Here is a 19,777-nt window from a genome sequence, read left to right as displayed (position 1 = left end):
AGGGTAAACATGTCATCTGACGTTTTATGGCTTCCGGACTCCACTTGAGCTCGGAGGCCGTTTTTTATATTCGGCATTCCGACTAACTTTTAATCAGGAGGTGAAATCGAAAAATGCCGACACAAGCAAAACGTGAAAATATTGACATGCTGGCAGAGGCTCTGAAAAGGAGCGACGCAGTATTCATTACAGAATACCGCGGACTGACAGTCAAAAAAATCAGCGCCGTGCGCAAACTCATCCGCCAGGCCGGCGGTGAGATGAAGGTCTGCAAAAATACCCTCATGCGCATTGCAATGCAGGAGACTGGAATCACACAGGCTTCTGACATCGACTTCGGACCCAACGGATATGTACTCTCCTATGGAGACGCAGCCGCCGTAGCGAAAGCCATACGCGACTTTGCAAAAGAAAAGGGCAACGAAGCCCTCGTAATCAAAGGCGCCATTCTTGGCGGACAGAAGGTCCTCACGAAGGAACAGGTATTCGCACTTGCGGACCTGCCCTCAAGAGAACAGCTTCTTGCCCAGGTGGTGGGAACGCTGGCAGCTCCGCTCCGCGGACTTGTCACAGTGCTTTCCGCACCGCAGAGGGATTTTGTCACAGTCCTCTCCAAGATCAAAGATCAAAAAGAATCCGCGGCATAACGCTGCGCGCGGCCTAGCCGCATAACAAAAAAACTAAAACTGTTTATCCTCAGGAGGAAAAATACAATGACACGTGAAGAACTTATCCAGGCAATCAGCGAAATGTCCGTACTTGAGCTTTCAGAGCTCGTGAAGGATCTCGAAGAGAAATTCGGCGTATCAGCAGCAGCTCCCGCAATGATGATGGCGGCTCCCGCAGCCGGCGCAGCGGCAGCTCCCGCAGAAGAAGAGAAGACAGAGTTTGACGTAGTCCTCACCGACCACGGCGCAAACAAGATCTCCGTCATCAAAGTCGTCCGCGAACTTACAGGTCTCGGCCTGAAGGAAGCCAAGGACATGGTCGACGGCGCCCCCAAGACAATCAAAGAAGCCGTTGCCAAGGACGAAGCCGAAGAGATGAAGAAGAAGCTCGAAGAAGCCGGCGCAAAGGTCGAACTGAAGTAACTTTTTCCAAAAAAGAAAAAACGAGGCGTCCCGCAGGGGACGCCTTTTTTCATGCTCCGTGGCCGTTATCTCAGCCTTCCAGCTTCGCGCCGCACTCTCCGCAAAATTTTGTTCCTTTGGCAAGCATCGCGCCGCATTTTTGGCATTTCTTCATAGAAAGGTCCGCGCCGCATTCAGTGCAGAATTTGCCGTTTCCCGCCGGCTTGCCGCATGACGGGCAGGTGATCGTCTGGCTTTCCAGTTTGCCGGTCCATACTGTCGCGCTGGCGGCAGCTTCGGCTAAGTTGTTTCTCAGCGCCTCGGCTCTTGCCTTGGCTACCGCGGTCTTTTCTCGAGGGGCGCATTCGGTGCAAAGCCCTTCGTCCTCGTTGAAGTCCGCGGAACATATCCATTTATGGCAGCCGTGACAGCGGTGGAAATGGGCCTGCGCCTCTAGCTGCGCGGCGTCAAAGGCGGCTTCGTGTTCTTTTTGCCATTCGGCGCTCATGCCGGTAAATTTCTGCGAAAGGATGTCAGCGCCACGGCTCATGTTCCATCCAAGGTCTTGGACCGAGCCGCCGAAAAGATTGCCAAGCAGCCCCGCGCCCTCTCCCACGCTGCGCAGGAAAGAGCCTTTTTTACCGCTCTCCGAGGCGATAAAGGAAGATTTAAAACCGTCGTTGCAGATATCGCAGTAGAAGGTGAACTGAAATCCGGCCTCTGTAGAATTATCTTCATAATTTCTCGTAAACGCCTTTAACATGCTCTTATGGCACCGCCTTTATATAAATTGTAGTCGTGCTGGTCTGGAGTATTTTCCTGATTTTAAGACAAGTAGGCGCTTCTGTCTACAGAGGAGGGCTTAAACCCATTCCTATGTCACATTTGCATTTTGAATAAAAGAGAGGTCTAATATAGAGCATGGAGTCTGCTGAAGGAGTTGTTTAAAATGAAGATAATTGATTCTCATGTGCATATATATCCTTCGTTTTTGGAAGACAGGCGTGAGGCGATAGCTGCGCGGGAACCGTGGTTTGATTTGCTCTCCGCCTCCCGCGTACATAAATGGGGAACGGCGGAGCAGCTTGTCGAGGCGATGGACGAGGCGGGCATATCTTCATCCTGCGTCACCTCGTTCGCTTTTTTGGATCAGGGGCTTTGCCGCGAGATGAACGATTACGTGCTGGAGGCGGCAAGGCGCTTTCCGGGGCGCGTCATCCCGCTTGCCGTCGTTTCTCCGACGCGGCCTGGAGCGGCCCGTGAGGCGGAGCGCGCCTTTGATTTGGGGGCGGTCGGGCTTGGCGAACTTTTCCCCGACGGACAGCGCTTTGACCTGCAAGACGAGGCGGCGCTTCGTCAAATATGCGGACTCTGCGTTGAACGCGGCAAGCGCCTGATGATACACACGGCGGAGCAGGCTGGGCATCAGTATCCTGGCAAGGGCGCCTACGGCGCGCGCGAGGCGGCGGCCTTCTGCCGCAACTTCCCGCAGGCCGCGGTCACCTTCGCGCACTTTGGAGGCGGACTCTGGGCATTTGAGTCGATGCCCGAGATGCGTCTGCTGCTTCAAAACGCAAGCTACGACACCGCCGCGTGGCCGTGGCTTTATGACGCGAAGGTGATCAATGCGATTTTTGCAATAGGCGCGGGAGATAAGGTAATGTTCGGCTCCGACTGGCCTATACTTTCCTTTTCGCGATATAAAAAGCTGCTTGACGAAAGCGCGCTTTCAAACGAACAGCAAAACACGCTGCTTGAAGGCTGCGCAAGCCGGCTTTACCGCGGGAGATAGAGGCGGCGGCTTTGCCGTTTGCGCGCTTAGATAAAGTCCCGCACAACGGAACAGAAAGCGCCCCCCGGTATGCGATCCTCGCAGGGCACTCCCGTTTGGCAGAGGCCGCAGGCGCTTACGTCAAAACCGTTTGCGTGAAACAGTGCGGCCGCCTCGCCGTGAAGGAAGGTATGACATTTTTCTTTGTTGTGGCCGGATTCTGATATTGCCTCTACGGGGCAGCGTTTGGCGCACGTGCCGCAGCTTTTGTTTGTGAAGTAGGGGCAGTAGTCGTGCAGGCCTAAATAGGTTCGCGGCGTGGGCGTCACGCGCGCCTTTACAATGATGGAGCCGCAGCGGTGGGCCTTTCCGGCCGGCGTGATGAGGCCGTCGCAGAGGCCGAAGGTGCCAAGTCCCGCCGCAAAACAGGCGTGGCGCTCCGACCAGAAGCTCGATAAAAAGAGCCTGTCGTCGGAAAAACGTTTCACGATCTCAGGGTGTCCCATTGGAAAAAAGGCCGGAATGCCGCCTGAGTTGAGACGCTGCTCTAAGGCGCGCCCCATCTTTATATAAAATTCTTCGCCCTGCAGCTTCGCAAGGCCCCAGCGCGGCGCGGGCAGCTCGCTCTGAGCGCGGTTTTCGCGGCGCGTTTCGGCGCTCTGCGGCAGCACCCAGCAGATGACGGAGAGGTCCTGCGCGCGGCAGCTCGTCTTGGGCATCGCGCGGCGAAAAAGCGCAAGCGGCGTGCAGTGCTGCGCCCCGCAGGCATCAGGCGCGCTAAAGCTTTCAAAGAGGCTGTCGGCGCCGCTTGCTGCGCCAAGCAGCACGTTCTCGTATATGGGCGTGTGGTTTTTTTCTCCAAGGCTGTTGAGCGGCGAGTCAAGCATCCCGCAAATATAATTTTTGACGACGGCGCGGATGTCCTTATCCTTCACAGCGTTCCCTCCCTATTTTTACCTGTAATGTTCATTGTTTGTACCATTCTTTGACTATCTCGAACTTCTTTCTCAAAAGCAGCCACAAAGAAAGCGCGCAGCCCGCGCCGCAGACGGGCCACCCGGCCCAGCCGCCGAAGGCCTGCATGACGGAGCCGGCGAAAAAATTACCTATCGGCGTTGCGCCCACAGTTATCATTGAGTAGACGCTCATGACGCGCCCCCTGTATTTTTCCGGTGTATATATCTGGAAGATTGAGTTGCCGCAGTTCAGAAACACCAGATTGAAGAAGCCAAGCAGCGCGGTCATTATCAGAGAGGGCGTGTACCAGCGGCAAAAAAGCATAGAAAGGAGGATGAGCGTCCCTGCGGCGGCGGAGGTGGGCAGCAGCCATTTTTTCACGCCGTGCTTTGCAAGCGCCGCCATCGTCATGGCCCCCAAAAGTGAACCGGCGCCCGCGGCGGAGAGCAGCCGCGTGTAGGCCTCCGCGCCCATGCCCAAGACCGTCTTCGCAAAGACGGGGATTATGACGTCGTTGTTCATCGCGAAGGTGCAGAAGACGGCGAGAAAGATGACGGTTACGAGCAGTACGCTGCTTTCTTTTATATAACGCAGACCCTCAAAGACCTCTTTAGTGACGCTCTGCTTTTTTGGTTCGGCTTTTCGTTCTTTCGTGTTGATGCGCGTCAGGCTGTATATGACTGCGAGGAAGCTCACCGCGTTGATGAAAAAGCACAACGCCGCGCCTCCGGCCGCCATCACCGCGCCCGCCGCGGCGGGACCTATTATGCGCGCCAGATTGACGATGCTGGAGTTCAGCGAGACGGCGTTCATGATGTCCTCTTTGCCGACGAGGTCCATGAAAAACGAAAGGCGCGCCGGCATGTCTATCGTAGTAGTCAGTCCAAGTAGCGCGCAGAGCGCAAGCAATAGCCAGTATTGTTCCGCGTTGAAAAAGGCAAGCAGCGCAAGGGCAAGCGCCTGCAGCATAAGCAGCGACTGTGTCGCTATCAGCAGTTTTCGTTTTGAAAAGCGGTCAACCACGGCTCCGGCGAAGAGCGTGAACAGGAGCATCGGAAGAAACTGAGCGACGCCGACAAGCCCCACCTTAAACGGAGAGTCCGTTATCGTGTAGACCATCCAGACGAGCGCCGTGCGCTGCATCCACGTTCCCATCAGCGAAATGCACTGGCCCGTCCAAAATATTCTGAAATTTTTGTGCTTCAGCGATGAAAAGAGGCTGTTCACCACGGAAGCGGCTCCTCCGGTCACAGACAAACAAATCCACCGCCGTTTCTTTTCATGTATTATAACGCCGAAAAGAACGACAGGGTTACCTAATATTTACAGTTCATGCCTCGGCATCTCCGACGTTTCTATCTCCGTCCGGCTTGAGGTGTAGTTCGCGTGTATGTTTGGGTCGTAGACCTTGCAGCTGTCCTTGCCTCCCGCCTTCGCCACGTAAAGCGCGGAATCGGCGTTTTTGTAGAGCGCCTCAAAGCCTATGCCGTGCGACGGGAAAATGGCGATGCCGATGCTTGCGGAAATTCGGCAGCTCGCGTTATTTTCGCAATAATTTCTGCGAAACAGGCTGCATATCGTCTCAGCCTTCGCGACTGCGACGCTCTCCGTGTTGATGTTTTTCATGAATACAAAGAACTCGTCGCCGCCTATTCTTCCTATGACGTCGTTCCCCCTGAAAATGGGCGTGAGGCACTGCGCAAGCGTCGCAAGCACCACGTCGCCGTACATGTGCCCAAGCCTGTCGTTTACGAGCTTGAAGTCGTCGATGTCGATGATGAGCAGCGCGTGCATCGTCGTCGTGTCCGTCTCGCGCAGGAACTCGCGGATCAGCCGTTCCGTCGTAGCCTTGTTGTAGAGGCCGGTCAGCTCGTCCTTTTCCGCCTTTGTAATGAGCGCCTGCTCCTTGCGTTTTTGCAGGTCGATGTTTTCCATCATGCCGAGCGCGCGGATGGGGATGCCGTTTTCACTGAAAATGGTGGCCAGCATCATATAGCACCAGATGTAGCCGCCGTTTGCGCTCCTGATGCGCAGCTCCGTGCTACTGCTCGGCGCGCCGTTTTCCACCCGCTCAAAGACGCAGCTTATTTTTTCGGCGTCGTCGGGATAGACGTCCTTATTGTTTATAATGCTGTCGGGCAGACCTTCCGTCGTCGGCTCATAGCCGAAGACCTCAATAAACTTATCGCTGTAGTCGATGGAACGTGTGGCAAACGAAAACTCAAAGATGACCTTGTCGCTGTGTTCAAGCAGCACAAGATAACGGTTCTCGTCCGCCAGCAGCTCGTCGTTCATTTTTTTTATCCTGTCGGCGGAGCGTTTCATCGCCCCGATGAAAAAGGCAAAGAGGGCTAGGAAAATGGCCGAAAATATGACGGCGAAGATATATAGGTCGCGCTGGATCGCGTCCGCGGGAGCGTCTATGACCTCTTTGGGCGCCATGACGAGCATATACCAGTCCGAGACGCCCACGGGCATATATTCCGCGTACCGCGCCTTTCCCTCGTAGGAATAGGCGGTAGTGCCCGACGCGCCGCGCTTGATGTCGTCTTTTATCTGCTGCGCGCTGTAGCCATTGTCGTAGGTCAGTTTTGACAGAGCGTCGAAGTAATTTTCGTCCATCAGCATTGCGTTTTTGCTGCCTGAGACCGCCAGATATTCTCCCTTGCCGTTTAGCAGATGGAAATACCCTTCTCCGCCGAAGACGTCGACGTTCAAGACCTTTCCGTAATTTTCACTGTAGATCGTGCCGCGCGCGGCGCCGAGCACACGGCCGTTCTTTATGATCGGCGCGATGATGGAAACGGTGAGACGTCCGTCTATTTTTGCCGCGATGAGGTCTGTTATTATCGTTTTGCCCTTGTGGATCTCCTTGACGTAGGCGAGGTCGCTCACATCAACAGTGTAGCCGTCGCTTGTATGGCTCTCTCCGGTCTCAAAATCCAGCGCGAGGCGGTCGAAGTCGGAGTCGACCGCGAGCATCTTCAGCAGCGCGAGCGCCTCCTCGGAGTGGATGTCGTCCACCAGCGCAAGCCTCTGCGCAACCGATTTCATCGTCTCTATTTCGCGCTCCACCACCATGTGCACGTAGGAGGTGCTCTGCGCGGTCAGCTCCCGCAGCCGCTCGCGACCAAGCGACGCCTGGCTGCGGTTGATGACGCTGGAAAAGGCGTACAGCGCGGCGAACATCAAAAAAAGCGCTAAAGCCAGCACCGCCGCCGTAAGGCCGCGTCTATTCTTCTCAGGCGTTGCGTCCTTCTTCACTTGCGCGCCCTCCTGTTCTTGTGCGGTATTTTTTATGGAACTCATCGACCGGAATCGGCTTTGAGTAATAATAGCCCTGGCCTATTTCGCATCCTATCTGCCGCAGCAGCTCCACCTGCTCCATCGTCTCCACGCCCTCGCAGACCACCTGTATATTGAGCTTCTGCGTCATCTGCACGATGCAGGCGATGATGTCGCGCACGCGCTCCGATTCTGCGCCCTCGTTCAAAAAACCTTTGTCTATCTTCAATACGTCGATGGGCAGCCTGCGCAGCAGGTTCAAGGAGGAATAGCCGAGGCCGAAGTCGTCCATTACGACCTTGAAGCCTTGGGCCTTCAGCGTCTCCAGCATTTCGATGACCGTCTCTTCCTCCATGATGAAGGCGCTTTCCGTCACCTCGATCTCAAGCGCCCAGCGCGGTATCTTGTGTTTTGCGACCACAGCGGTGAAGCGTTCGACGAAATCGTCCTGGAGCAGCGTCACCCTTGAAAAATTGATGGAGACCGGGATAAGGGCGCCCTCCTCGTCGCAAAGCGCCTCCGTGAATCTTTGACAGACCTGTTCCAGCATATAAAAATCAAGCACTACGATGAACCCGTTTTTCTCAAAAAGAGGAATGAACTCGTCTGGCGGAAGAAAGCCCAGCTCCGGTGATATCCAGCGGCAAAGTACCTCGGCTCCGATTATCTTTCCCGTGGCAAGCTCCGCCTTGGGCTGCAAATAGATCTGATACTCCCCACGCTCGACGCCGCTGTGCATGTGCTGCTCAAGCAGCGTCTCGCGCGTCAGTTTTTTCAGCAGGTCGTCGTCGTAAAAGGAGATGCCGTGACACTGGCGCCCCTGCGAGAGCGCAAGCGTCGCCTTGCTTATCATCGAGGGGACCGGCTCGCGTCCGTCCGTTATTTTATACGCTCCGCAGCTGCACGAAATGACGCCGGAGGAATGGATCTCGGTGTCCGCCTCAAGCGCGCTCAAAAGCGCCGCGGCGATACGGGCGGCCGCGCCGTCGCTGTTTTGCAGCAGCAGCACGAAGTGGTCTACCGTCGTGTGAGCGAAAAGCTCCCCTTGACGGCAAGCCTCCTCAAGCGCCGCTGAGAGCCGTTGGACGAGCCGGTCTCCCGCCTCATGCCCGTAAGACTGGTTGACGAATTTGAAATTGTTCACATTGGTATAAAGAAGAAGATAGGCGCCCGGGCGTGCGTTTTTGAGCAGCGCCGCAGCCTTTTCTATAAAGGCCATATTGTTGTCGTGCTTTGTCAGCGGGTCCGTATAAAAGACGCGCTTTAAATTTTTATCGCTCTGGAACTCAAAGAGCACCATAAAGACCGAGGCCAGCACAAAAAGCGCCAAAATGACGGCGATGCTCCACTGAAGCTCCCTCTCCGCGCGAATTTCCGCGGAAAAAACAGCCGTGTCGGCCAGCGCGAAATGCTCCTCGCTTTTGGCAAAGAGGCCGGCTCCGTCGCCGCCGCCGCGCACAAGCCGTATCTCTTCCTTCATGGCCTCCCATTTCAGCCGTACCGCCTCTAGGTCCTGTATAAAAAATTCCGTATGAGGCCCCTTGAACATGCGAGTTTTTTCGTTCGCCTGCAGCTGTGAAAGCAGCGTCTCAACACGCAAAATCAGCGCCTCGTTAGGCGCGCGCGCCAGTTCAAGCTTTGCTATTCTTTGGGTGCCGCCGCGCACTACGCCGGCGTTATTGATAATGTTGGCGTAGCTCCACATCTGAACGAAGCTCAAAGCCAAAGCGCCTATCGCGATCGCCCATACGGCGATAATAATATAAATCTTGACCCGTTTATTTATCACAAGGATCCTCCCAATATTGAGGCCTGCCGTTTTAATTCTTCTAATTAATAATTACGGGAGCGCCGCGTCCCGCTCTGCCCAAAGTGCTGTGACCTCGGCTTCGTGATAATAAAATACAACGAAAAGCATCCGCCAGTAAACGTCGCCAATCAAAAACAAATCAATATAAAAATAGTTCTTGCACGTATAAGATAACATAAAAACAGTAATATAAGCAATATCTATTTTTAAAGGCAGCCGCGTCAAAGCAGGATCTATTAGTCTTTGAAATACCGTACAGCGCCCGATATAACGTAAAAGCGCCCGCGAGAAGAGAGAGCCGCGGGCGCTTTTACGTTATACAGTCAGTTTGTGTTTCTGCTTCGGTTTAGTCCTTCGGGTAGAAGCCGCTTGGCTTCTCCGCGAGGTTTATCATTATATTTTTCATCTGAGTGTAATGTTCGAGTATCACCTTGTGCGTCTCACGGCCTATGCCGCTCTGCTTGTAGCCGCCAAACGGCGCGCCGGCCGGGATCGCGTTATAGGTGTTGACCCACATGCGCCCAGTCTCGATGCCGCGGCAGACGCGGATCGCGCGGTTTAAGTCCTTTGTGAAGACTGCGCCGCCCAGCCCGTAGTCGTTGTCGTTGGCCATGTCAATGACCTCCTGCTCCGTCTTGAACTTGATGACGCAGGCGACGGGTCCGAAAATCTCTTCGCGTGCCACAGTCATGTCGTTTGTGACGTTCGTAAGCAGAGTAGGCGCGTAGAAGGAGCCGTGCGCGTACTCGCCCTCGGTGAGCGGGTGTCCGCCGCAGGCGACGACCGCGCCCTCTTTGACGCCGGCGTCGACCTTCTCCTGTATCTTTTTCACCTGGCTCTTGTCTATCTGGCAGCCCATCTGAGTTGCCGGCAGCCACGGCATCCCTACCTTTATCTTATTGAAGGCCTTCACTGCGTCCTCCATGAATTTATCGTAGATATCCTCGTGTACGAAGACGCGGGAGCCGGCGCAGCAGACCTGCCCCTGATTGAAGAGGATGCCAAGCTGCAGCCCGTCCATCGCGAGGTCCCAGTCGCAGTCGGGGAAGAAGATGTTCGCGGATTTTCCGCCCAGTTCGAGCGTAGCGGGAATGAGATGCTGAGAGGCCGCGTCCGCGACGCTCAGGCCCACCTCGGTCGAGCCGGTGAAGGCGAGCTTGTTGAAGCCGTTGTGTTCCAGCATATACTGTCCCGCGCGCGAGCCTTTGCCCGTGACGACGTTGAAGACGCCGGGAGGAAGCAGCGGGCCGATGAGGCGCGCCAGCTCAAGCGCAGAAAGCGGCGTGAGGCTTGATGGTTTGAGTACGGTGCAGCAGCCGGAGGCAAGAACGGGAGCCAGCTTCCACGCGGACATAAGAAGCGGGAAGTTCCACGGCACTATCTGGCCTACGACGCCTATCGGTTCGCGCAGCACGAGCGACATCGTGTTTTTGTCGAGCATCGCGGCCGACCCCTCTTCGGTGCGGATCGCGCCCGCGAAATAGCGGAAATGGTCCGCGGAAAAGGGAACGTCCACGTTCAGCGTCTCGCGTATAGGCTTGCCGTTATCCATTGATTCCACCATGGCGAGGTGTTCTTTGTTCGCGTCTATTACGTCGGCTATTTTCAGCAGAAGGTCGGCGCGCACGATCGGATCTACGTTTTTCCACGTCTTCCACGCCGTGTTTGCCGCCGTCACCGCCGCGTCAACGTCTTCGCGTGTCGCCTCCGCGCATTCAGCAAGCTGTTCGCCGTTTGCCGGGCAATGGACCTTGAAATACTTCCCGTCTCCCGACGGCCTCCATTTGCCATTGATGTACAGTCCATACTGCGGCTGCAATTCCACGTTCTGCATAAAAATCTCCCCCTTATTATGGTTTATTTTGCATGGTTATAATCAACGCTCTTTTAAATAAAGAGTTTAATTATTCTGACTTCTTCTATTGTAGATAATAAAAAATATATTTCAAGGGCATTTGCGGAATTTACGCGAACATAAAGAATTTACTATGAACATTACGCGCCCGACGCCCGTCCGCCTGTATTTTATCGCGCGCGGCGCGTTGATAAATCACGCCAAATGCCTAGCGGCAACTAGGCGGTCGCAGCCTTTTGCGCCGCGCGGAGGCACGCGGCGCAAAAAAAGCCCCCGCGGCCTTATGGCGCGGGGGCGGTGGAACGAGAGGGCCTAGGCCGAAAGCGAGAGGAGGTTCCTGTAGTTTGGATAGGGCATGTTTTCGCCCGAAAAATAGATCTCTATGGAATCGGCGGTCGCTCTTATTTCGTTCATGAGGGGGACGACGCTCTTTACTATTTCGTCCGCATGGTCGCGCGTGCTCATGTCGGCCATTTTTTCGCGCAGCTCCGTAAGCCGCTGCGTCTTTTCGATAAGCTCTATCTTTGCTTCGGCAAACTTCACGAGCATCTCGCGCCAGCGTTCAAAACCGGGAAGGCCGAAGCTCTCCGCCGCTTTCGCCGCCGCGCTTTCCGTTATCAGCTCTCTGGAAATGGCGGGAAGGATGCCCTCCCACACCATGTCGCGCAAAACGGACATCTCTATCTCGATGTTTTTAACGAAGTTTTCCAGTTTTATAGTGTAGAAGGCCTCCATCTCTTTTTTGGAGAAGACGCCCAGCTGCTCCAGCATTTCAAGCGTCGACGGCTCCATGAAAAGGTCGATGCCTTCCGGGATGGTGCGCGCCTTGATAAGGCCGCGGCGCTCCGCCTCAACGTGCCAGTCGCCGGTGTAGGCGTCGCCCTCAAAGCGGATGTTGCGGCTCATCTCTGAGACTTGGCGTATCGTCTTTATCGCGGCGTCTACAGGGTCTTCGCCGTTGTTGATCCGTTCCTCAAAAAGGCCGAGGAATTTTTCAAGGCCGGCGGCCCAGACGGAAAGCACCGCCATCACCGGCACCGCCATAGCCTGTGACGCGCCCGGCGCGCGGAACTCAAATTTATTGCCGGTGAAGGCTACGGGGCTTGTGCGGTTTCTATCGCTGTCGAAGGCTACGATGTCCGGCAGCTTCGGCAGCCCGAGGTCGAGCGTTCCCTTTACGGATTTGACGCTCTCATTCTCCGCGCCGCCTTCAATGGCGTGAAGCATCCCTGCCACAGCTTCGCCGAGATAGACGCTGATTATGAACGGCGGCGCCTCGTGTCCGCCCAGACGGTACATGTTGCCCGGAGTGGCGACGGAGGCCTGCATCAGGCCGAAATGGTCGGCGCAGCCCAGTATGAACGACGAGAGGAACGAGAGGAAGATGACGTTCTTTCTGTGGTTCGTCGAAGGTTTCAGCAGATTGCGCCCCTCGCTGTCCTCCAGCGAAAAGTTGATGTGCTTGCCGCTTCCGTTCATCTCCATGAAAGGCTTTTCATGGAAAAGCAGGCGCAGCTCGTGGTGACGCGCCATCTTGCGCATCGTCTCCATTATCAGTTGGTTCTGGTCGCAGGCGAGGTTCGCCTCGTTGAACTGCGGCGCGAACTCAAACTGGCAGCGCGCGTTTTCGTTGTGGCGCGTCGCCAGGTCCACGCCGAGACGCGCAAGGTCGCGCTGCACGTCCTCCATATAGGAGAGCACGCGCGTCGGGATGGCGCCGAAATAATGATCTTCCATCTTCTGGTCGCGCGGCGGCGGAGAACCTACCAGCGTTCGGCCGCAGAAGCGGATGTCGGGGCGCTGCTGCGCGCGCGGGCGGTCAAGCAGGAAAAACTCCTGCTCGCCTCCGACCGTTGAATGCACGTAGCGGACGCCGCGGTTGCCGAAAAGCTTCAGCATCTTCATGGCGCGGCTTTCGACGGCCTGCATCGAGCGCAGCAGATAGGTCTTCAGGTCAAGAGGCGAGCCGTCATAGGCGATGAAGACGGAGGGGATGCAGAGCGTGCCGCCCTTGGGCGACTTGATTATAAAGGCGGGGCTTGTCGGGTCCCACGCGGAATAGCCGCGCGCCTCAAAGGTGCTGCGCGTGCCGCCGGAGGGAAACGAGGAGGCGTCAGGTTCGCTCTGCATCAGGTCCTTGCCGCGGAACGAGTTGAGCGGGTTGCCGTTTTCGTCGGCGGTGAGGAAGGCCGTGTGCTTTTCCGCCGTCAGCTCCGTCAGCGGGTGGAACCAATGCGCCCAGTGATCTGCGCCCTTGCTTACGGCCCAGTCCTTCATAGCGAGCGCCACCGTGTCTGAGATGCTCGAATCAAGCTTCTGCCGTCCTTCGATGGCGCCTATGAGGTTGTCAAAGACGTCCTTGGGAAGACGCTGCTTCATCTCCTTCTGGTCAAAGACCAGGGAGCCGTATATATCCTTCATTTTGGGGTATTCTTTTATCTCGGCCATTGCGGTCATTCCTCCCGACTTAATTTGATTCAATAATTTCAATAGCACTGTTATACATCTACATAAGCAGAAAATCAAGCGGTATTTTATGCTTAATATAAAAGATATATGACATAAACGCCGCCGTTGGGCTGATTAGGAAAAAGTTTGGCCGCAAGGAGAGGCGTAAAACACGACGTTGCCTCTTGCGCGGCTCATATTTCTTTTGAGGCTTGTTGCACTTATAATAGATAAATTGTTTTTAACGGAGGAATTTATCCCGGTATGATAGAGATAAAAGATTTAAAGGTAAACTTCGGGGAGCAGACGGTGCTCTCCGGCATAAACTGGTTCATCACGCCAAAGAGCCGCATCGGGCTGGTCGGGGAGAACGGAGCGGGCAAAACGACGCTTTTACGCGTCATTGCCGGAGCTGCGGACTACGACGGCGCCATTACGATGCCGAAGGGGCACGGCATAGGCTATCTGCCGCAGGACCTCGTCGAGGTCAAAGAGATGCCGCTTCTTGATTATTTAAAGGAACGCGCCGGCCTCACGGAAATTTCCGAAGAGCTTGCCGGCTGCGAGCACCGCATGTCCGAATTGTCGCAGGACGCGCCGGAGTTGAAACAGCTCCTCGCGGAGCACGAACGCCTTCAAAGGGAATTTGAGGCAAAGGGCGGCTTCGGCTTTGATATAGAGGCGAAACAGGTGATGCTGGGCCTTGGCTTCTCCCCTGCGGAGGACGCCGCGCGTCTCACCTCCGAGTTCTCCGGCGGGTGGAAGATGCGCATAGCGCTTGCCGCGCTGCTTCTGTCGCATTCGGAGATCCTGCTGCTTGACGAGCCGACCAACCATCTCGACACAGAAAGCATGGAGTGGCTTGAATCATGGCTGCGCGACTACCGCGGCACCATAATCGCCGTCTCTCACGACAGGCGCTTTCTCGACAACATGGTGACGACGGTGGCGGAGCTTGCAGGCGGCGTCGTCAACCTCTACTCCTGCGGATATGAGAAATTCCTCACCGAGCGCGAGGAACGCCGCGCGCGCCTGGAGGCCGAATGGGAGCAGCAAAAGGAAAAAATAGACGAGATACAGCACTTCGTCGAACGCTTCCGCTATAAGGCGACAAAGGCGCGTCAGGTGCAGAGCCGCCTAAAACAGCTTGAAAAAATGGAGATAACGGAGCTGGAAGGCCCCTCGAAGAACGTAAGCTTCAGCTTTCCCGAAAGCCCGCGCAGCGGCCGCGAAGTGGTAAAGGCGGAGGGTCTCGCCAAACGCTACGGCGCGCACACCGTCTTTTCCGGCGTTGACCTCGTAATAGAGCGCGGCCAGCGCGTCGCGCTCGTCGGAGTGAACGGCGCGGGAAAATCGACGCTGATGCGCCTACTGAACCAGAGCGAAGAACCGACCGAAGGCTCCTCCACGCTCGGCCTCAACGTCAAGAAAGCCTACTTCTCGCAGGAAAGCTCAAAAAATCTCGATTACAGCCGCACTATATGGCAGGAGGTCAACAACACCGGTTCAAAACTGCTGGAAGGGGCCAAACGCAACCTGCTGGGAGCATTTCTTTTTTCTGGAGATGAGATATACAAGCCCGTCTCCGTGCTCTCCGGCGGCGAAAAATCGCGCCTCGGGCTGCTCAAGATGCTGCTTTCTGAGTCCAACTTTCTCATACTGGACGAGCCTACGAACCATCTTGACTACGCCACGAAGGAACTTTTTCAAAAGGCGCTGCTCCAATACGGCGGCACCATACTGATAGTCTCGCACGACCGCGCCTTTTTAGACGACCTTGTAGACCGAGTGGTCGAAATACGTGACGGCGCCCTCTACGACTATCCCGGCAACTATTCGTGGTTTATAAACAAACGCGCGGCAAAGGGCGCTGACCCCGCGCTGGGCAAAACCACAGCCGACCTGCCGGCGGAGGGCAGGCCCGACTCAAAGACAAAAGAGCAAAAAAGGGCCGCCGCCGAAGAACGCAACCGCCTCTACCGCGCTAAAAAACAGTTCGTGGACCGTCTGCCGCTCTGTGAGGGCGAGATAGCCGAGGCGGAAAGGCGCAAAACCGAAATAAACGCTGACCTCTGCTCGCCCCAAGTGCTCTCACAATCGCAGCAGGTCCAGTCCCTGATGAAAGAGCTGAAAGAGACCGAGGTGCGATTAAAAGAGCTTTACGCGGAATGGGAAGAACTCAGCATCAAAATAGAAGAAATAAAATAAGGGCCGCGGCGCACGCCAAATGCCGCAGGAAAACGGGGAACGAGAAAAGGAAGGAAAGCCATGATATACGACACCATCGACAACTTTATAAACGAGATCCCAAACTTCATGCCGTGCGCCGCTCAATTCACCGATTTTTTAAAGGCCGCGCGCGAACTTGATTTTGAGGCGCTTGAAGCGCTGGAATTTGCGCCGCTTGACCTGCGTTTTGGGAGATACGAAACGCAGCCGGAGGGCGCCGTGCCCTTTGAGACTCACAAAAAATACTGGGACCTCCAGCTGCTTTTTGCCGGAGAGGAACTTATCGGATACGCGCCGGCCGAAGCTCTCACACTGACGCGCCCATACGACGAAGCGGAAGACATCACCTTCTATGAGGGCCGCGGCCAGAACTTGAAACTATCGCCCGGCATGGCCGTCCTGCTTGCACCGTGGGACGCGCACCGCCCCGGAGTACAGACCGAAAACGGCCCCTGCTCCGTCAAAAAAATAGTGATAAAACTTCCATGGGAAACCGTTTAAAAGGAACGCTCTGCGTCCTGGCCGCCGGCATCTGCTGGGGAACCACCGGCACCATACAGGCCTTCGCGCCAAAAGACGCCTCTTCGCTCACAATAGGCGCAGCGCGCGTCGTCTTCTCCGGCCTCATCCTCATCATATACGCGCTCATAAAAAGACGCCGCTCCCTCTTCGACGGAGCGTGGAGCGTAAAAGGCGTCTTGATAGCCGCCTTCGGCCTCGCCGCCTACCAGCTCACCTTCTTCTCCGCCGTGCGCCTCACCGGCGTCTCCGTCGGAACAATGGTGGCCATCGGCTCCGCGCCTCCCGTAGCCGGCGCCTTCGGATACTTCTTCTTTAAAGAGCGCCTGCCTTGGCGTTGGTACGCCGCCACGGTGATGGCCGTCGCGGGCTGCTCCATGCTCGTTTTGGGAGGCGGCAAAGGCTCCGTCTCCGTCAGCTTCCTTGGAGTATTCCTCGCCTTCTGCGCCGCCGCCTCATACGCGCTTGAAGGCCTCGGCCTGCGCTTCATCCATAAAGACCCGTACGACGTCATAGCGGTCGTAAGCGCCGTAAGCGGCCTTATGGCGCTGCCGTGGCTTGTGACGGGAGAGATTGCGTGGATGGCAGAACTGCGCGGCGCGTTCTGTATGCTCATGCTCACCTTCTTCAGCACCATCATCCCCTACACCCTCTTCACCATAGGCATTCAAAACATACAGCTTGGCGCCGCCTACACGCTGGGCCTCTCAGAGCCGCTCACCGCGTGGTTCCTATCCGCCGCGCTGCTTGGAGAAAGGCTCTCCGTCACCGCCTCCGTAGGCGTAGCCGTCCTCTTCGCCGGGCTGCTGCTTCTTGCCTGCAAAGGCGGAGCTCAAAATTAGCGCTATAAGTTAAAGTAACTATATTGTAATCACAAAGTATAGACTTATTTTATAAATAAAAATAGACACAGAACCTCTGAAAACATTTTATTTTAAATTTTACGCTTGACTTCTTGACAGTTGCCGTTATTATAAAAACTGCGTTAAGAGTGCCCGCGGCAGATAACTCAAAAATAAAATATCTATTATATTGATGATTACTACCGCGTTTTGAAACTGGCAAGGAGGACAATATGCGAAAAATAACGAAAAAGCGGCGTATCCATCTGTCGCAAATCGCAGTGATGCTCCTGCTCTTATTCTCAGTCATAATGCACCCCAAGGCGGGAATAAGCAGCACAGCGGCATCGCCGAAAACACATAGCACCCTCTCAGACGGCACAGTCATCACAACAGTCAGCGAAACTGTCCTATCAGAGAATGTTGCATCGGTGGAAAGCAAGACCGCCGTCATCTATAATGCTCAGCCGCAGAAAGTGCAGCAGGCGCCGCTTTACGACGCCTCCATCTACACCGCGCTGAAAAAACAGGGGCTTACCGAAGAGCATATAGGGATATGGCAGGACGAGCATCCGCTAAGTACACTCAACAAATTGGAGACGCTGCCCCCGGGAAAACAGAAAAAGGTGGCAAACATAGCCGCCTTCATTAGAAAGGTAAACCCCAAAATATCTCATAAAACGGCATGGAGAGAGGCCTGTGCGCTCGTATTCTACAGCGTCAAATACGGCGTCCCGTCAGACCTCGCCGTCGGCATCGCAAAGACCGAAAGCCGCTTCAACCCCGCGGCCCAAAGCAAAGCGGGCGCGCTCGGCGTCATGCAGGTAGTCTGGCGCGTACACAACGGAATGCTGCGAGCCAAAGGCATCGCGGCCACCCGCGACCACATGTTCGACCCGGAACGCGGAGTAGAGGCGGGAGTGCTCATACTTTCCCGCTACATCAGCGCCTACGGCACGGTGCAAAAAGCGCTCAACCGTTACTACGGAGGAATAGCCCACAACTACGTCAAAAAACTCAACAACAACATGGCGATGCTCCAAAAACATTCAACAAAAACGGGCTATTAAAAACCAAAAGAAACATTCGCTCTAACGCAGCAGGGAGGGTCCTTCAAACACCCTCCCTGTATTTTTATGCCCAGCGTTCGTGCAGCCGGAAAAATATCCTTAAAACCACGCAGCGCACACCCGCACAGAATATGCAAATCAACGGAAGGCCCTTATCCCTTCATTAAGCTATGCTTTAAAAATAACGAAAGCAGCGCGTGGCGGCGCAAAAGACGGCCGGTGCGGGGAGGCGTGGCAAAATGTACGAATATAACGGAGATTGGATAAACAGACGCGTGTGGGCCTTCTTTATTCCCGGCCTTATCGCCACAATTTCCATCACCCTCTCGATGTTTCTTGACATCCTGCTCGTCGGCCGCATGGTCGGCCCGATGGAGATGGGTGCTGTGCAGATGGCAATGCCCGTCACCATGCTCTTCAATATGATCTACATGCTTTTGGGCACAGGCGGAGAAGTGCTCGTCGCCTCCGCTAAAGGGGAACGAGACCCGGCGCGGGCAAACACCATATTTACGCTCACAATGGCCGCAGCGCTTCTGACCGGCGCCGCCGTCGCCGTATTAGGCAGCCTGTTTGCCGCGCAGACGGCTGCCTTCCTAGACAAGGGGAACGCCGAAATGACGCCCCTGGTCGCGCGATATATTCGAATAATGTTTCTCGGCGCCCCGATAATCATTGGAGTCATGAGCTGCACGCCCTTCGTCAAAGCGGATGCGATGCCGAAACTGTCCGCTTTCGTCGCCGTTTTTTCAAACATCGTCAACATTGTCTCCAAAATGATATACATGGGACCCCTGAAACTGGGACTCGACGGCGCGGCTCTGGGAACGGTAACTGGCTATGCCGCGGGGCTTGCACTTCTTTCCCTTTGCTATCTTTTAAACGGCGAAAAACGAGTGCTCAGATTTGTGCCGCTTTCAGCCAAAGACTTCAAAAAAGTCGGCGACATCTTCCTCACGGGCCTTCCCTCTTCTCTGGGACAGGGCCTTGGCGCGCTCAACGCGCTGGTATCCAACGCGATAGTGCTTTCCATCGCTGGCAGCAAAGGCATAGTGGCGCTCACAGTCGCCAGCTCATGCACCATCTTTATATCGTCATTTCGCTACGCGTCGCCTATGGCCATCGTGCCGCTCGTTGGGGCAATGTACGGCGAACGCGACTGGTGGTCCATGATACAGACCGCAAAGCGCGTACTATTCATCTGCATAGCGGGCACTGCGCTCTGCGTGCTCTTCTTTGAGCTTTTCCCAAAAGAGGTGCTTTTGGCCTTTGGCGTCAAAGACAAAGCGGTCATGGCCATGGGAGTGACCGCGCTCAGATTCTTCTCCCTGAACGTACTCTTCACAGTGATGATACACATCATAATGACCTACTATCAGACCACAGGAAGAAAAACCGTCTCCATCGCCATCTCGGCGGGAACCGAACTGGCCGACATTGCGTGCCGCTATCTATGCGGTATGATTTTCGGTCTGATAGGCGTCTGGGCCTCCCCGCTGCTTGGAAGCGCGCTGCTGCTTATCTCCATCTACGGCTACGCGCGCTGGGTAGAAAAAAAGACCGCAGGAGCCGAGATAAGCTACCACGGAGCCTTCCTCCTTCACGAACGCGCGCCCGCCTTTGTGGAAAAGAATACACTGATACCAGATAAACAAAACGTTTTAGCCTTTGCGGAACAAGAACGGGCGTTCATAGAAAAAAGCGGCGCGAGCGCAGAGGCCGCCAAAAAGGCGGGCACGTTGATAGAAGAGGCGCTGCTTCAGATAATTGCAAAAAACAGCGCGCACATAAAAAGCGTCGATGTGATGACAGTCGTGTGGAAAGGCGGCATAAACATACGTCTGCGCGACGACGGCCCCAAATTTGCCGCGGCGCAAAACAAAAACGACAGCATCACCCACGCGTCCATAATCGGCTACAA

Annotated in this window: 15 protein-coding genes; 8 read left to right on the top strand and 7 right to left on the bottom strand. The window is 55.4% G+C overall.

All coding sequences use genetic code 11. The features are described from left to right. Positions 1 to 113: 113 nt before the first annotated feature. Positions 114 to 647: a 50S ribosomal protein L10 gene (gene rplJ / locus RRY12_10405; protein ID MEG2185080.1), complete on the top strand. Its 534-nt coding sequence runs from the start codon at positions 114 to 116 to the stop codon at positions 645 to 647. A gap of 66 nt (positions 648 to 713) precedes the next feature. After that, positions 714 to 1,091, top strand: a complete 378-nt coding sequence (rplL, locus tag RRY12_10400; GenBank protein MEG2185079.1) for a 50S ribosomal protein L7/L12 — start codon at positions 714 to 716, stop codon at positions 1,089 to 1,091. 70 nt (positions 1,092 to 1,161) lie between these two features. On the opposite strand, the gene RRY12_10395 is transcribed toward rplL, so the two are convergent. Next, positions 1,162 to 1,833 (bottom strand): zinc ribbon domain-containing protein, encoded by a 672-nt coding sequence (locus RRY12_10395; GenBank protein ID MEG2185078.1) that lies wholly within the window; start codon positions 1,831 to 1,833, stop codon positions 1,162 to 1,164. A gap of 186 nt (positions 1,834 to 2,019) precedes the next feature. On the opposite strand from RRY12_10395, the gene RRY12_10390 reads away from it, so the two are divergent. Next, positions 2,020 to 2,862, top strand: a complete 843-nt coding sequence (locus tag RRY12_10390) for an amidohydrolase family protein (protein ID MEG2185077.1) — start codon at positions 2,020 to 2,022, stop codon at positions 2,860 to 2,862. A gap of 26 nt (positions 2,863 to 2,888) precedes the next feature. Here the strand turns inward: RRY12_10390 and RRY12_10385 are convergent, their stop codons facing one another. From RRY12_10385 to RRY12_10360, 6 genes are all read right to left on the bottom strand, one after another. Further along, on the bottom strand, positions 2,889 to 3,776 hold the full coding sequence (locus RRY12_10385) for a hypothetical protein (GenBank protein MEG2185076.1): 888 nt from the start codon (positions 3,774 to 3,776) through the stop codon (positions 2,889 to 2,891). Positions 3,777 to 3,807: 31 nt separating this feature from the next. After that, positions 3,808 to 5,049: an MFS transporter gene (locus tag RRY12_10380; GenBank protein MEG2185075.1), complete on the bottom strand. Its 1,242-nt coding sequence runs from the start codon at positions 5,047 to 5,049 to the stop codon at positions 3,808 to 3,810. Positions 5,050 to 5,121: 72 nt separating this feature from the next. After that, on the bottom strand, positions 5,122 to 7,062 hold the full coding sequence (locus RRY12_10375; protein MEG2185074.1) for a diguanylate cyclase: 1,941 nt from the start codon (positions 7,060 to 7,062) through the stop codon (positions 5,122 to 5,124). Further along, positions 7,040 to 8,872, bottom strand: a complete 1,833-nt coding sequence (locus tag RRY12_10370) for a GGDEF domain-containing phosphodiesterase (GenBank protein MEG2185073.1) — start codon at positions 8,870 to 8,872, stop codon at positions 7,040 to 7,042. Before RRY12_10370 ends, RRY12_10375 begins: the two co-directional genes overlap by 23 nt. Before the next feature lie 367 nt (positions 8,873 to 9,239). After that, positions 9,240 to 10,727: an aldehyde dehydrogenase family protein gene (locus RRY12_10365; GenBank protein MEG2185072.1), complete on the bottom strand. Its 1,488-nt coding sequence runs from the start codon at positions 10,725 to 10,727 to the stop codon at positions 9,240 to 9,242. 333 nt (positions 10,728 to 11,060) lie between these two features. After that, on the bottom strand, positions 11,061 to 13,196 hold the full coding sequence (locus tag RRY12_10360) for a glutamine synthetase III (GenBank protein ID MEG2185071.1): 2,136 nt from the start codon (positions 13,194 to 13,196) through the stop codon (positions 11,061 to 11,063). A 264-nt stretch (positions 13,197 to 13,460) separates the two neighbouring features. On the opposite strand from RRY12_10360, the gene RRY12_10355 reads away from it, so the two are divergent. The 5 genes from RRY12_10355 to RRY12_10335 form a co-directional block, all read left to right on the top strand. Further along, positions 13,461 to 15,404: an ATP-binding cassette domain-containing protein gene (locus RRY12_10355; GenBank protein ID MEG2185070.1), complete on the top strand. Its 1,944-nt coding sequence runs from the start codon at positions 13,461 to 13,463 to the stop codon at positions 15,402 to 15,404. A gap of 60 nt (positions 15,405 to 15,464) precedes the next feature. Continuing rightward, positions 15,465 to 15,926 carry a YhcH/YjgK/YiaL family protein gene (locus RRY12_10350; GenBank protein ID MEG2185069.1) on the top strand — a complete coding sequence of 154 codons (462 nt, stop codon included), beginning with the start codon at positions 15,465 to 15,467 and terminating at the stop codon, positions 15,924 to 15,926. Next, positions 15,911 to 16,786 carry a DMT family transporter gene (locus RRY12_10345; protein ID MEG2185068.1) on the top strand — a complete coding sequence of 292 codons (876 nt, stop codon included), beginning with the start codon at positions 15,911 to 15,913 and terminating at the stop codon, positions 16,784 to 16,786. Before RRY12_10350 ends, RRY12_10345 begins: the two co-directional genes overlap by 16 nt. A 233-nt stretch (positions 16,787 to 17,019) precedes the next feature. Next, positions 17,020 to 17,856, top strand: coding sequence for a lytic transglycosylase domain-containing protein (locus RRY12_10340; protein ID MEG2185067.1), 837 nt, complete (start codon positions 17,020 to 17,022; stop codon positions 17,854 to 17,856). 239 nt (positions 17,857 to 18,095) lie between these two features. Next, a partial coding sequence (locus RRY12_10335; GenBank protein ID MEG2185066.1) for an MATE family efflux transporter occupies positions 18,096 to 19,777 on the top strand: 1,682 nt, incomplete at its 3' end.

Source organism: Cloacibacillus sp. (assembly GCA_036655895.1).
Lineage (GTDB): Bacteria > Synergistota > Synergistia > Synergistales > Synergistaceae > JAVVPF01.
Note: the sequence above shows the minus strand (reverse complement) of the source record. Positions and strands in the feature narration are given on the sequence as shown.